The sequence below is a fragment of the Amycolatopsis sp. 505 genome, from assembly GCF_031625235.1.
Classification (GTDB): domain Bacteria; phylum Actinomycetota; class Actinomycetes; order Mycobacteriales; family Pseudonocardiaceae; genus Amycolatopsis.
Genome location: NZ_JACKQP010000014.1, coordinates 183267 through 196830 on the forward strand (window position 1 = coordinate 183267; position 13564 = coordinate 196830).

Genomic DNA, 13564 nt, shown 5'->3' on the forward strand with positions numbered 1-13564 from the left:
TTAAGGGTCCCGGCTCTAGACTCGATACAGGAGTGAGCGATGAGGTACGACGACGCGAGCTGGGACGAAGACGTGCGCCTGGCCGTTTACCACGCCTTCGCCGACCGCGGCCGCGCGCCGACCGGGCCGGAGCTGGCCGACGCCGCGGGCGGGTCCCTGGCCGTCGCCAAGCAGGCGCTGCACCGCCTCGCCGACGCCCACCACCTGGTGCTCGACGAGTGCGAGCACGTCGTGCTGGCCCACCCGTTCGCGGCGAAGCCGCTCGGGTTCTCCGTGATGGGCTCGCACACGCTCTGGTGGGGCGGCTGCGCGTGGGACTCGTTCGCCATCCCCCACCTGGTCGACGACGAGCCCGAGGTGCTGGTCGCCACCCGCTGCCCCGGCTGCGCCCAGCCGCACGCCCTGGTCGTGAACCGCACGGCGCCGCCGGAGGGCGCGCAGGTGGCGCACTTCCTCGTCCCCGCCGCGCGGATGTGGGACGACGTGCTGCACACCTGCGGCCACCAGCGGCTGTTCTGCTGCGAGTCCTGTGTGGACGCCTGGCTCGCGGCGACCGCGCAGGCCAAGGGGTACGTCATGGATCTCGTCACGCTCTGGCGGCTCGCCCGCGGCTGGTACGCGGGCCGGCTCGAGCGCGGCTACCGGCGGCGAGAACCGGACAGCGCGGTCGCCTACTTCGCCGAGGCGGGCCTCACCGGGCCGTTCTGGGCCCCGGCCACGGCCGGAGTCTGATTCGCCACATCCGGGGGCCCCGGCGGGCCCCGCCTGCGCGGGTTCGGCGAGGATGGCGGGATGAACGCGCCCGCCGCCGACAGTGACCTGCCCGCCCACGTCGAGCGCGCGCTGGCCGGGTTCCTCGATCGGGCGGGCACCGCGATCCTCGCCACCGAGCCCACCGTGGCCGCCGGGATCGACGCGCTGCGCGGGTTCGTGCTGGGCGGCGGCAAACGCTTGCGCCCGACGTTCGCCTGGTGGGGCTGGCGCGGCGCGGGCGGCGACCCGGCGGGCCCGGACGCGGAGGGCGTGCTGCAGGCGGTGTCCAGCCTGGAGCTGATCCAGGCGTGCGCGCTGATCCACGACGACCTCATCGACTCCTCCGACTCCCGCCGCGGCAACCCGACGGTGCACATCGCGGGCGCGAAGCTGCACGCCGACCGCGGCTGGCTCGGCTCCCCCGCGACGTTCGGCCTGGCCACCGCGGTCCTGGTCGGCGACCTGGCGCTGGCCTGGGCCGACGACATGTTCGCGGACGCGCCCCTGCCCGCGGAGACGCTCGCCGCGGCGCGCCCGGCTTGGCGCGCGATGCGCACCGAAGTCCTCGCCGGGCAGTACCTCGACGTCCGCACGCAGGCCACCGGGGACGCCTCGGTCGAGGCCGCGCTCAAGATCGACCGGCTCAAGACCGCCGCCTACACCGTGCAGCGGCCGCTGCACCTGGGCGCCGCCCTCGGCGGCGCGTCGCCGGAACTGATCGCCACGCTGCTGGAGTTCGGCGGCGAGGTCGGCGTGGCGTTCCAGCTGCGCGACGACCTGCTCGGCGTCTTCGGCGACCCGTCGGTCACCGGCAAGCCCGCCGGGGACGACCTGCGCGAGGGCAAGCGCACCCTGCTCGTCGCGCTCGGCCTGCAGCTCGCGGCCGAGAAGGACGAGCAGGCCGCGGCCACGGTGATCGCGGACGCGATCGGCGACGCGGACCTGTCCGACGAAGGCGTCGAGACCGTCCGGATGGCGTTGCAGCAGGTCGGCGCGGTCGACGCGGTCGAGCGCCGGATCGACGAGCTGACGTCGGCGGCGATGGCCGCGCTGGACCGCGCGCACCTGGCCGAGCCCGCGCCCGCGGCGCTGACCGGGCTGGTCGTCAAGGCCACCCAGCGGACGTACTGACGTGCGCACGCTCGACGCACCGGCCGACCACGTCGTCGTCATCGGCGCGGGACTGGCCGGCCTTTCGGCGACCCTGCACCTGCTCGGCGCGGGACGGCAGGTCACGCTGCTGGAACAGGCGGACGTCCCGGGCGGGCGAGCCGGGCAGCAGAGCTTCGACGGCAACGCCGTGGACACCGGCGCGAGCGTGCTCACCATGCCGGAACTGCTCGAAGAGGCGTTCGCCGCGGTCGGCGAGCCGCTGGCCAAGAACCTGCGCCTGACCAGGCTCGACCCGGCCTACCAGGCGCGGTTCGCCGACGGCAGTTCACTGGCGCTGCGCACCGACGGCGACGCGATGGAGGCCGAAATCCGCGCCTTCGCCGGCGCCCGCGAAGCAGCCGGCTACCGGGCGTTGCGCCGCTGGCTGACCGAGCTGTACGCGGCGCAGAAGGACCACTTCCTGGCCGCGAACTTCGACTCGCCGCTCGACCTGGCCCGCCCCGAGCTGGCCCGCCTGGCCGCGCTGGGCGGCTTCGGGCGGCTCGGCCCGCGCGTCGGGCGGTACCTGCTCGACGAGCGCGTGCGGCGGCTCTTCACCTTCCAGGCGCTCTACGCGGGCCTCGACCCGGCCCGCGCGATCGGCGCGTACGGCGTCATCGCCTACATGGACACCGTCGGCGGCGTCTACTACCCCGAAGGCGGGATGGGCGAGATCGGCCGGGCGATGACCGGGGCCGCCGCGCGAGCGGGCGCGGACGTGCGGTTCGGGACCGAGGCCGCGTGGCTCGAGCGGGTGCATTCGCGGGTGCGCGCGGTCCGGACGCGCTCGGGCGAGCGGATCGCCTGCGACGCCGTCGTGCTGGCCACCGAGCTCGGCACGGCCTACCGGCTCCTCGGCGCGCGGCCCCGCCGTCCGCTGCCGCTGCGCTATTCGCCGTCGGCCGTCGTCCTGCACGGGCGGACCGGCGAAAAGTGGGACCTCGGGCACCACACCATCTTCTTCGGCGGCGCCTGGGAGCGGACGTTCGCCGAGATCATCCGCGAAGGCAAGCTGATGAGCGACCCGTCGCTGCTGGTCACCCGGCCGACGGCGACCGACCCGGGGCTGGCCGGGCGCGGCGGAGAGATCGTCTCGGTGCTCGCGCCCGCGCCGAACCTGCGCCGCGGGCCGATCGACTGGGAGCGCGTCCGCGGGCCGTACCGCGAAGAGCTGCTGCGGACCCTGGAAGCGCGCGGGCTGACCGGCTTCGGCGGCGAGTTCAGCGTCGACGAGACGATCACCCCGGCGGACTGGGCGGCGCGCGGGCTCACCGCCGGGACGCCGTTCTCACTGGCGCACACGTTCACCCAGACCGGCCCGTTCCGGCCGGCGAACCTGGTCCGCGCGGCCGGGAACGTCGTGCTGGCCGGCTGCGGCACCACGCCCGGCGTCGGCATCCCGCCGGTGCTCATCTCCGGCCGGCTGGCGGCGGAACGGATCACCGGCCGGTGAACGAACTCGACGCGGCGGGCATCCGTTCGCCGGAGCTGCGGGCGGCGTACACCGAGTGCCGCCGCATCAACGCCCACTACGGCCGCACGTTCTTCCTCGCGACGCGGCTGCTGCCGGCCCGCGCCCGGCCGGCGGCGCACACGCTGTACGGCTTCGCGCGGATGGCGGACGAGCTGGTCGACAACCCGGCACCGGGCAGCGATCCGGCGGCTTCCCTGGACGCGGTCGGCGAGATGGTCGACGTCGTCTTCGCGGGCGGCACGCCGGACGACCCGGTGCTGGCGGCGCTGTCGGACACCGTGCGGCGCCACGGCCTCGCACGGGAGCTGTTCGACGCGTTCCTGAAGTCGATGCGGATGGACCTTTCGCCGGTCGAATACCGGACGTTCGGCGAGCTCGGGGACTACATGTACGGCTCGGCCGCGGTGATCGGGCTGCAGATGCTGCCGGTGTTCGGCACGGTGGGCGCCGTGGCGGACGCGGAGCCGGGCGCGATCGCGCTCGGCGAGGCGTTCCAGCTGACGAACTTCCTCCGCGACGTCGGCGAGGACCTCGACCGGGGACGGCTCTACCTGCCGCTCGACGAGCTGGCCGCGTTCGGCGTCTCGCGCTCGATGCTGGAGCGGCGCGCCCCGGACCCGCGGATCCGGGCGGCGCTGGCGTACTTCGTCGCGCGCACCCGGGCGGTGTACCGGCGGGCCGAGGCGGGGGTGGCGTTGCTGCGTCCGGAATCGCGCCCGTGCGTGCGGACGGCGTTGACGTTGTACGAGGGCATCCTGGACGAGATCGTGGCCCTGGACTACGACATCCTGACGCGGCGGGCGGTGGTGCCGAAGTCGCGGAGGCTGGTGGTCGCACTACCCCCATTGGCCGCGGTCTGGGCGCGCGAGACGTTCCGCGGCGGTCGTAGGCTGCGATCATGACCCAACGACGCATCCGGATCGGCCTGCAGCTCCAGCCGCAGCACGCCGACTACGACAGCATCCGGCGCACCGCGTCGGCCGCCGAAGACCTCGGGGCCGACATCGTCTTCAACTGGGACCACTTCTACCCGCTGTACGGCGAGCCCGAGGGCAAGCACTTCGAGTGCTGGACGATGCTCGGCGCGTGGGCGGAGTCGACGTCCCGGGTCGAGATCGGCGCGCTCGTCACCTGCAACAGCTACCGCAACCCCGAGCTGCTCGCCGACATGGCCCGCACGGTCGACCACATCTCCGGCGGCCGGCTCATCCTCGGCATCGGCTCCGGCTGGTTCGAGAAGGACTACGACGAGTACGGCTACGAGTTCGGCACCGCCGGCGGCCGGCTCGACGACCTCGCCGAGTCCCTCCCGCGCATCGAGTCGCGCCTGGGCAAGCTGAACCCGGCACCGACCCGCAAGATCCCGGTGCTCATCGGCGGCGGCGGCGAGAAGAAGACGCTCAAGCTGGTCGCCAAGCACGGCGACATCTGGCACGGCTTCGGCGACCCGGAGGTCGTCGGCCGCAAGGTCAAGATCCTCGACCAGCACTGCGCGGACGTCGGCCGCGACCCGGCCGAGATCGAGCGCTCGTGCGGCGTCCAGGGCGACCCGGACGAGCTGGGGCCGAAGCTCCTGGAGCTGGGCGTCACGACGTTCACCGTCGGCGTCGGCGGCCCGGACTACGACCTCGACGCGCTGAAGTCCTGGATCGCCTGGCGCGACAAGACCCAGGGCTGAGTTGCCCGGTGGCCGGGACCCGCCCGTGGTCCCGGCCCGCGCGCCCGGTGCGCGGCGACGCGTTCGCGCGTCGCGCACCGGGGCGAGCAGTACCTTCGCGGGCTTCCCCCGCCCGTGTGGGCGAACGGCTTCCCGCACGTCGGTGACGCGCACAGCCCGCCCGGCACCCCCTGGCGCTCCGCCAGCAGCGACGCCAGCCCCAGCGCCGACGACGTCACCAGCCACGCTCCCCACGGCCCGTCGTCGGCCGCGTCCGCGTGCAGGTGCCAGCCGTAGCCCTCTTCGTGGTTCGTCAGGCGCGGCGGGCCCGCGTACGCCGCGAACAACGCGTTGAGCGCCGAAGCCGCCGAAGCGACGTCGCGCGCCGCGAACACTTCGCGCAGCTCGCGGGCCGCCGCCCGCAAATCCGCGATGTCCTCCGGGGACAGCGAGACCTCCGGTTCGCCGTGATTGCGCAGCACCTGCGCCACCGCGGCCGGGTCGGGGGACGGGACCAGCAGGACGTTCAGCAGGTCGACAGCGCGCTGCACGGAATCCCGGTGCGGAAAGGCCATGCCTCACTGTAACGTCTCGACAGTGATAAGCCGTTACCTGCTCGGCGCCACGCTCGCCCGGACCGGTGACGAGCTGTCCGGTCCCGCCTTGCTGCTGCTCGGGATGACCGCGGGCCCGCACGCCGGCGCGGCCCTGCTCGCCGGGCTGACCGCGGCCGCCGCCGTGGGCGGGCCCGGGTTCGGCGCCCTGCTGGATCGCAGCGCTCACCCCGGGCGGCTGCTCGCCGTCGCGCTGGGCGGGTACGCGGGCGGGATCGCGCTGGTCAGCGCCCTCTTCGGGCACTTGCCGCTACTCGCCGTCGTCGGGGTGGCGGTCGTCGCCGGGCTGCTCAACCCCGCCATCGCCGGTGGCTGGACCGCGCAGCTGCCCGCCGTCGCCGGGCCGGCGCTGCCGAAAGCCAGCCGGCTCGACGCCATGACGTTCACCGCCGCCGCCCTCGCCGGGCCCGGGCTCGCCGGGCTCCTCGGCGGCTCGGCCGGCCTGGTCGCCGCGGTCGGCATGGTCGCCGTGGCGATGCCCGTGGCGTGGTTCCTGCCGAAGCGGACGCCGAGGAAGTCGCGCCTCAGGGACGGCTTCCGGGTCCTGGTCCGCAACGCGCCGCTGCGGCGGGCGACCGTCGCCTCGACGATCCCCTGCGCGGGGATCGGCATGGTCACCGTCTGTTATCCCCTCCTGGGCGCGGCGCACCTGCGCGGCCCGGCGGACGGCGCCCTGCTGCTGGCCGTCCTGGCCGTGGCCTCCCTGCTGGCCAACGCCGTCTTCGCGAAGAAGCCGCTGCCGTGGACGCCCGACCGGATCGTCTGGCTGAGCGCCCTCCTGCTGGCCGTGAGCTGCCTCGTGGCCGCGACCGGGCACGGCGTCGCCGTCGCGGCCGTACTGGCCGGAGTCGCCGAAGGTCCGCAGCTCACGGCGTTGTTCGCGATCCGCCACCGGGAGGCACCGGAGCACGTCCGCGCGCAGGTGTTCACGACGGCGGCGAGCGTGAAGATCACCGGGCTGGCCGCGGGCGCGGCGCTGGCCGGGCCACTGGCCGCGTGGTCGCTGCCGGCGTGCCTGATCGCCGCGGCGGCTGTTCAGCTGAGCGCCGCGGCGAGCTGTATCAGCAGTGACATCCGGGGCTTCGCCCCGGGCCGGGGGCTCCGCCACCCGGACCCCCGAAAGAGCTGCGGGTCAGAACGCCATCGCCTGGGCGCGCCGCTTGACCTCGGTGCCGTGGCTGGTCCGCAGGGCGTTGATGGGCGTGCTCCCGGGCAGCGTGTCGTCCGCGGTGAACAGCCACCGCAGCATCTCGGTCCGGGAGAACCCCGAATCGGCGAGCACGGTGATCGTCCCGGTCAGGCCCTTGACGACGCCGTCCTTCACGAAGAAATCGCTGGGCACGCACAGTTCGCCGCCGCGCTTGAGCGCGATCAGCTGCCCGTCGCGCAGCATCTGCCGCACCTTGTTGGCCGAAGTCCCGAGGACGGTCGCCACCTCCGCCAGCGGAAGGACCGCGATGGCGGTGTCGAGGATGTCTTCGGCGACAGGAATCCCACTCACAGGTGACACTGTGCCACATTCCGTCCCCTCACCCGCTAGTGCGCACGGGTGACCCGCGAGGTCTCCTCCACGAGGCGTGTGCGATTCCGTACGATCCATACTCGTGACACGCACCCAACCCAGCCTGGTCGGCACGCTCTTGGAGCGGCGCTACCGGGTGGACCGGCTGCTCGCCCACGGCGGAATGTCTTCCGTCTATCGGGGGACGGACACCCGGCTGGACCGTCCGGTCGCGATCAAGATCATGGACCCGCGCTTCGCCGACGACCGGTCGTTCGTGGACCGGTTCGTGCGCGAGGCGCAGTCCGCGGCGCAACTGCACCACCCGCACGTCGTGGCGGTGCACGACCAGGGCTTCGACCTGCCGCCGGGTGCGGAGTCGGGCCTGGCGTTCCTGGTGATGGAGCTGGTGGACGGCGGGACGCTGCGCGACCTGCTGGACGACGAGGGCCCGCTGGACGTCGCGGTGGCGCTGAGCGTCGCCGAGCCGGTGCTGTCGGCGCTGGCCGCCGCGCACGCCTCCGGGCTGGTGCACCGGGACGTGAAGCCGGAGAACGTGCTGATCGGCCGGGTCGGGCAGCACACCGGCGGTGCGGTGAAGGTGGCGGACTTCGGCCTGGTGCGGGCCGTGGCGAGCGCGGGCACGACCAGCTCGAGCGTCATCCTCGGCACGGTCGCCTACCTCGCCCCCGAGCAGGTCGAAACCGGCGCGGCGTCCGCGCGCGGCGACGTCTACTCGGCCGGGATCCTGCTCTACGAGATGCTGACCGGCCAGGTCCCCTACACCGGGGACACGGCCATCTCGGTCGCCTACCGGCACGTGAACGACGACGTGCCGCCGCCGAGCCGGCTGCGCCCGGACCTGCCGCCCGCCCTCGACGACCTGGTCGTCCGGGCGACGCGCCGCGACCCGCGGCTGCGGCCGGCCGACGCCGGGGAGTTCCTCACCGAGCTGACCGCGGTGCGCGCCCAGCTGGGGCTGCTGCCGGTGACCGTGCCGATCCCGGTGTCGCACGGCCAGGGCGACCTCGCCGACACCGAGCGCACGCTGCCGCGGATCCCGCAGGTGCCGGACACCGAGAAGACGATGCCGGTGCACCGCCCGAACGTGACGCGGGCGCTGAGCCACGCCGCCGGGCCGGCGACCACCCGGGTGCCGCCCGTGGCGCCGCCCCCGCCGCGGCGCCGGAGCCGGCCCGAGCCGGAGAAGCCGCCGCAGGACAACCGCAAGCGGATCCTCGTCATCGCGGCCGCGGTGCTGCTGCTCGGCGGCCTGATCGGGGCGTTCGCGTTCATCCTGACCGACACCGGCGGCGACAAGACCGCGCGGGTGCCGAAGCTGGTCGGGCTCAACCAGGCCGCGGCCGGCGACGCGCTGCGGGCGGTGAAGCTGAACCCGCAGTTCAGCCAGGAGTACGACAACACCGCACCGTCGAACACGGTGCTGCGCGCCGACCCGGCCGAGGGCACCACGCTGTCGCCGAACGCGACGGTGTCGGTGGTGCTGTCGAAGGGCCGCCCGCAGGTGCCGGACATCCAGCCGGGCACCGCGCTCGCCGACGCCGAGCAGGCGATCAAGGCTTCGCAGCTGACCCCGGTCCGCGGCGGCGACGACTTCGACGCCGAGGTCCCGCAGGGCGCGGTCATCCGCACGACGCCGTCGGCGGGCAGCCAGCTGACCATCGGCGGCCAGGTCACGATCATCGTGTCGAAGGGCCCGATCCCGCTGCCGCCGGTCCCGGACGTCACCGGCCGGCCCAAGGACGAGGCCTTCCAGCTGCTGCAGCAGGCCGGGTTCGAGCCGTTCCAGGCGGGCGAGGAGTTCAAGCAGGACGTCCCGGCCGGCGCGGTCACCCGGACCGACCCGCCGGCGAACGCCCAGCCGAAGGCCAAGCGGATCGGCGTGTTCGTCAACAACGCGGTCCAGGTGCCGGACGTCCGGTTCCGCTCGTTCGACGACGCCCAGAAGATCCTGGAGCAGGCCGGTCTGAAGGCCGACCGCGAAGGCGGCCGCGGGCGCGGCAACGGCGGTGGCGGCGGGTTCGACTTCGTGTTCCAGCAGGACCCGCAGCCGGGCACGTTCGTGGCGAAGAACTCCAAGGTCAAGCTGAAGGGCTTCGGGGGATGATCGGCAGCCGAGGCCGCGTGACGGGCACGATCGGCCCCGGCCTCATCGGCGAAGTGCTGCTGAACGTCCGCGGCGGCACGGAGGCGTTCTACGCGTACCCGGCGGACCCGGAGGAGACGTTCAGCTCCGGCACCCAGGTGCTGGTGGTGGACTTCGAACCGCCGCGGACGGTTTATGTCGAACGGTGGCAACCGCTGACCCGCTGACGACGGGCTCGGCGGCCCCGCTCCGCCCGGCTTCCGGTGCCGCGAATGACTCATTCGGGACCTCGGACGTCCCGAATGAGTCATTCGCGACGTTCCGCCGGGGCGCGGCCGCGATTTCCCCGTCGAACGGTGGCAACCGCTGACCCGCTGACGGCGTCGAAGAGGCACCAACACACCCACAACAGAAAAGCGAGGGGGTCGGTGCCATGAGTCTCGTCGAAATCCTGCTGGTCTCGGCCGGTGGCGTCATCGCCGTCCTGATCGTCGTCTTCGGGATCCTGCGGCTGCTCTACAAGGTCGCCGAACCGAACGAGGCGCTGATCATCTCCGGGCTCGGGGTCCGCGTCGACCGGGCCGAGACCGCGGACAGCCTGGGCTTCAAGATCATCACCGGCCGCGGGGTGAACGTCATCCCCGGGTTCCAGACCGCGCGGCGGCTGTCGCTGGACACGCGCGGGGTCAACCTGCAGGTCTCCTGCGTCACCAAGCAGGGGCTGCCGGTCACCGTGCGGGCCGTCGTCATCTACAAGGTCGGGGACGACTACGCCTCGATCGCCAACGCCGCCCGCCGGTTCCTGGACCAGCAGAAGGGCATGAACGACACCATCCACGAGCTCTTCTCCGGCCACCTGCGCTCGATCGTCGGCGGGCTGACCATCGAGGAGATGATCCACAACCGGGACGCGCTCACCGGCGAGGTCCGCCAGTCCTCGGCCACCGAGATGATCAAGCTCGGGCTGATCGTCGACTCGCTGCAGATCCAGGAGATCGACGACGAGTCCGGGTACATCCTCAACCTCGGCAAGCCGCACGCCGCCGCGGTCGCCGCGTCGGCCCGCATCGCCGAGGCGCAGCGGGACCAGGAGGCCGCCGAGGTCGAGCAGGTCTCCGCCGCGAAGAAGGCGGCCGCCGTCCGCGAAAGCCAGATCCAGCAGGCCGGTTACCAGGCCGAGGTCGACCAGGCGCGGGCGAAGGCGTCGCAGTCCGGTCCGCTGGCCGAGGCGACCGCGCGCCAGGAGGTCGTCGTCCAGGAGACCCGGGCCGCTGAGCTGGAGGCCGCGCTGGCCGAACAGCGGCTGCAGTCGCAGGTCCGCAAGCCGGCCGACGCGAAGGCCTACGACACCCGCACCACCGCCGACGCCGCCCGCGACGCCTCGATCGCCAAGGCCCAGGCCGAGGCGAAGGAGACCGAGCTGCGGGCCGCGGCGGACGCCACCCGCGTCAAGACCGCCGCCGAGGCCGAGGCCCAAGCCACCAAGGCCCGCGCCGAGGCGATGGCGGGCGCGACCCGGGCCACCGGTGAAGCCGAGGCCGCCGCGGCCAAGGCCCGCGGTCTCGCCGAGGCGGAAGCCGCGAAGGCGCGCGGCCTCGCCGAAGCCGAGGCGGCCCGAGCGAAAGGCTTGGCCGAAGCCGACGCGATCAAGGCGCGCGCCGCGGCGCTGGCGGAGAACCAGGAAGCCGTCGTCGCGCAGCAGCTGGCCGAGCGCTGGCCGGAGATCGTCGAGGCGGGCGCGAGCGCGTTCGGCAACGTCGACCACATGGTCGTGCTCAACGGCGCCGACGGCATGTCCGACATGTTCGCCAAGGCCCTCTCGCTCGGCGGGACCGGTCTCGGCCTGGCCCGGCAGCTCATGGACGCCATGGGCAAGCCGGCCGAAGACGAGACCGCCCGGCGCAACGGCGAACTCAAACTGAGCGATTGACAGGTCACGCTGGGTACGGCCCTTGTGTCCGGGATCACCGGAAGCAGGGGCCGTACGCCCGATCGGGGGCGGAAATTCCCGGGCGGTTGTCCTACCGTGGGCGCATGGTGCCGGACAGCGTGTCGCGGGCCGCCCGATGAGCAGCTTCTTCACCGGCGGTCCGCGCGAGCGTCCCCTGTTCCCCGTCCCGGAGCAGGAGCTCTACGCGTTCAACGGACGGCACTGGACCGATCCCCCGCGCGAGCACATCGTCCCGGCGGTGCTGCCGTGGGCGCAGCCACTGGGCCGCTCCGAACGCACGGTGGTCGCGCTGCGGGCCATCGAGGTGTGGCCGGAGGCGCTGACCCTGCGCGTCACGGTGTACTCGCGGGACAGCCTGGTCGACGACCCCGCCGAGGGGCTGATCGACCACCGGCGCAAGCCCGACTACAACGGGCTGCTGATCGGCGTGCTCTACGCCGACGGCAGCCGGGCGAGCTCCGAGACGATCTCGGTGCCGTCCGCGTCCGAGCCGGAGGCCCCGGTGCTGCGGGCCACGCCGGTCGGTGGCACGCGCTTCGCCGTCGAGCACGAGGTCTTCCTGTGGCCGCTCCCCTCGGCCGGCCCGCTCAAGCTGGTCGTGCAGTGGACGGACCGCGAAATCCCGGAGACCCGCACGACGCTCGACGGCGGCGCGATCCGCTCCGCGGCGAAGGACGCCGCGGAAATCTGGCCGGGGCTCGGCCGGCGGCAGGTGAACGGCCTGCCGGTGCGCCGCGTCGGCAAGCAGGTGGCGCTCACCCCCGATTGGGGGGCGCCGGTCGCCCAGGCGGACGCACCCCGGCCTGCTCCGGGGGAATGAACCGTCTTCTCGATCTGTGAGCCCGGGCACCGCGGCCCGGGGTATCTCGAATGGATGAACGGGGCCGCTCGTTAGCGTGGTGGAAACACTTCGACCACCCGGCCGTCATGTCGGGCTGGTGCAGTGGGTTCCTTCCCTTCCGACGCACGTGGCCGTGCGCCCCCCGCGAACCCGGAAAGGTCGCCCATGGCAGGCTCGCCGCTCAGCGCACTCGACGTCGCTTTCCTGTGCCTGGAAAGCGAAACCACCCCGATGCACATGGGAGCGGTGGTCACCTTCACCGCCCGCGGCCACCTCGACCCGGCCGCGCTGACGGCGTTGCTCGCGCAGCGGGCCGCCCGGTTGCCCAAGCTGCGCCAGCGGGCGCGCGCCGAACTGTTCCCGCCCGGCTCGGCCCGCTGGAGCGACGACCCCGGTTTTGTTGCGAGCGACCACATTCACCACGTCGTGTTGAGCTCACTGTACGAACCGGACCCTCTGTCCGCGTACGCGTCGCGGTGGATCGCCGAGCCGCTCGACACGACCCGGCCGCTGTGGCACCTGACCCTCGTCACCGGGCTGCCGGACGGGAAGTTCGCGCTGCTGCTGAAACTGCACCACGCGCTCACCGACGGCGCCGGCGCGTACGCGGTCGCGGCCGGGCTGCTCGACGGCGTCAAGCTGCCGGAACGGATCGCCGCGCCGGCCCGCCCGATCCCCGCCCCGCGCTCCACTTTGGACACGGTGAAGGACGCCCTCGGCACGGTGTGGGGCCAGGCGAACGAGACCGCCGGGATCGCGTCGTCGCTCGTGCGGGCCGCGCGCCCGCCGCTCTCGCCGGTGTCGGCCCCGCCGTCGGCCGAGCGGCGCCTCGGGTTCGTCCGGCTGCCGCTGACCGAGCTGCGCCGGGTGCGCCGCACGCACGGCGGCACGACCAACGACGTCGTCCTGGCGGTGCTGTCGGGGGCGCTGCGCGAGTGGCTGGTGAACCGCGGGCAGCGCGCCGACGGCCGCACGCTGCGCGCGCTGATCCCGGTGAGCGTGCGCGGCCGGGCGGCCGACCAGCTCGGCGGCAACAAGCTTTCGGGCTACCTCTGCGACCTGCCGGTCGGCGAAGACGACCCGGTCGAGCGGCTGCGGGTGGTCCGCCGGGCGATGACCCGCAACAAGGCGGCGGGCCCGAGCCGCGGGGCCGGCGCGCTGCCGCTGCTGGCCGGGCGCGTCCCGCCGCTGCTGCACCGCCTCGGCACCCGCACCGCGGGCCAGGCCGCGCCGATGCTGTTCGACCTGGTGATCACCACCGTCCCGCTGCCCCCGACGCGGCTCTCGCTCGACGGCGCCCGGCTGGCGGAGATCTACCCGTTCGTGCCGCTGGCCCCGCGCCACGCGGTGGGCATCGCGGTCGCGACCTACCGGGACTCGGTCCACATCGGTCTGCAGGTCAACGGCGCGGCGGTGCCGGACGTGGGCTCCCTGCGCGACGCGGTCCTGAAGTCGGCCGCCCGGCTGCTCGACGCTTCCTAGCTGGAGCTGCGCCGCAGCGGCCGAGACCTTCA

Annotated in this window: 11 protein-coding genes and 2 pseudogenes; 11 read left to right on the top strand and 2 right to left on the bottom strand. The window is 73.7% G+C overall.

The genetic code is table 11. From position 1 onward, the window contains the following. Nucleotides 1–39: 39 nt before the first annotated feature. The 5 genes from merB to H5965_RS41005 are packed head-to-tail and all read left to right on the top strand — an operon-like array spanning nt 40 to nt 5057. Nucleotides 40–732: an organomercurial lyase gene (merB, locus tag H5965_RS40985; protein WP_310976454.1), complete on the top strand. Its 693-nt coding sequence runs from the start codon at nt 40–42 to the stop codon at nt 730–732. 60 nt (nt 733–792) lie between these two features. After that, a complete protein-coding gene (locus H5965_RS40990; RefSeq protein WP_310976455.1) occupies nt 793–1884 on the top strand; it encodes a polyprenyl synthetase family protein in 1092 nt (363 codons plus the stop codon). A gap of 1 nt (nt 1885) precedes the next feature. Beyond that, nucleotides 1886–3358 carry a phytoene desaturase family protein gene (gene crtI / locus H5965_RS40995; protein ID WP_310976456.1) on the top strand — a complete coding sequence of 491 codons (1473 nt, stop codon included), beginning with the start codon at nt 1886–1888 and terminating at the stop codon, nt 3356–3358. Beyond that, entirely contained in the window at nt 3355–4281 is a 927-nt protein-coding gene (locus H5965_RS41000; RefSeq protein ID WP_310976457.1) for a phytoene/squalene synthase family protein, read from the top strand. The genes crtI and H5965_RS41000 overlap by 4 nt, the downstream gene beginning before the upstream one ends. Then, complete coding sequence (locus H5965_RS41005; protein ID WP_310976458.1) at nt 4278–5057, top strand: LLM class F420-dependent oxidoreductase; 780 nt, start codon at nt 4278–4280, stop codon at nt 5055–5057. Before H5965_RS41000 ends, H5965_RS41005 begins: the two co-directional genes overlap by 4 nt. A gap of 38 nt (nt 5058–5095) precedes the next feature. Here H5965_RS41005 and H5965_RS41010 read toward each other — a convergent pair. Continuing rightward, nucleotides 5096–5611: pseudogene (locus tag H5965_RS41010) on the bottom strand (CGNR zinc finger domain-containing protein); the annotation flags it as partial. Between H5965_RS41010 and H5965_RS46270 the strand changes: the two are divergent. Continuing rightward, nucleotides 5610–6575 (top strand): annotated as a pseudogene (locus tag H5965_RS46270) (MFS transporter); the annotation flags it as partial. The pseudogenes H5965_RS41010 and H5965_RS46270 sit on opposite strands and share 2 nt — an antisense overlap. Before the next feature lie 207 nt (nt 6576–6782). On the opposite strand, the gene H5965_RS41020 reads toward H5965_RS46270, so the two are convergent. Beyond that, entirely contained in the window at nt 6783–7151 is a 369-nt protein-coding gene (locus H5965_RS41020) for an Rv2175c family DNA-binding protein (RefSeq protein WP_310976460.1), read from the bottom strand. A 103-nt stretch (nt 7152–7254) separates the two neighbouring features. Here H5965_RS41020 and pknB point away from each other — a divergent pair, with 103 nt between their 5' ends. From pknB to H5965_RS41045, 5 genes are all read left to right on the top strand, one after another. After that, nucleotides 7255–9279, top strand: coding sequence for a Stk1 family PASTA domain-containing Ser/Thr kinase (gene pknB / locus H5965_RS41025; RefSeq protein WP_310976461.1), 2025 nt, complete (start codon nt 7255–7257; stop codon nt 9277–9279). Next, nucleotides 9276–9485, top strand: coding sequence for a hypothetical protein (locus H5965_RS41030; protein WP_310976463.1), 210 nt, complete (start codon nt 9276–9278; stop codon nt 9483–9485). The genes pknB and H5965_RS41030 overlap by 4 nt, the downstream gene beginning before the upstream one ends. Nucleotides 9486–9691: 206 nt before the next feature. After that, nucleotides 9692–11188, top strand: coding sequence for an SPFH domain-containing protein (locus H5965_RS41035; protein ID WP_310976464.1), 1497 nt, complete (start codon nt 9692–9694; stop codon nt 11186–11188). Nucleotides 11189–11324: 136 nt separating this feature from the next. Further along, a complete protein-coding gene (locus H5965_RS41040) occupies nt 11325–12029 on the top strand; it encodes a hypothetical protein (protein ID WP_310976465.1) in 705 nt (234 codons plus the stop codon). Between the two features lie 186 nt (nt 12030–12215). Then, a complete protein-coding gene (locus H5965_RS41045; RefSeq protein WP_310976467.1) occupies nt 12216–13532 on the top strand; it encodes a wax ester/triacylglycerol synthase family O-acyltransferase in 1317 nt (438 codons plus the stop codon). Nucleotides 13533–13564: the final 32 nt, after the last annotated feature.

Excerpts from the sequence above, each read along its gene's own strand:
- H5965_RS41040 (WP_310976465.1), top strand. The coding sequence starts at position 11,325 with ATGAGCAGCTTCTTCACCGGCGGTCCGCGCGAGCGTCCCCTGTTCCCC.
- H5965_RS41030 (WP_310976463.1), top strand. The coding sequence starts at position 9,276 with ATGATCGGCAGCCGAGGCCGCGTGACGGGCACGATCGGCCCCGGCCTC.
- merB (WP_310976454.1), top strand. The coding sequence starts at position 40 with ATGAGGTACGACGACGCGAGCTGGGACGAAGACGTGCGCCTGGCCGTT.
- H5965_RS41045 (WP_310976467.1), top strand. The coding sequence starts at position 12,216 with ATGGCAGGCTCGCCGCTCAGCGCACTCGACGTCGCTTTCCTGTGCCTG.
- H5965_RS41005 (WP_310976458.1), top strand. The coding sequence starts at position 4,278 with ATGACCCAACGACGCATCCGGATCGGCCTGCAGCTCCAGCCGCAGCAC.
- H5965_RS40990 (WP_310976455.1), top strand. The coding sequence starts at position 793 with ATGAACGCGCCCGCCGCCGACAGTGACCTGCCCGCCCACGTCGAGCGC.
- H5965_RS41035 (WP_310976464.1), top strand. The coding sequence starts at position 9,692 with ATGAGTCTCGTCGAAATCCTGCTGGTCTCGGCCGGTGGCGTCATCGCC.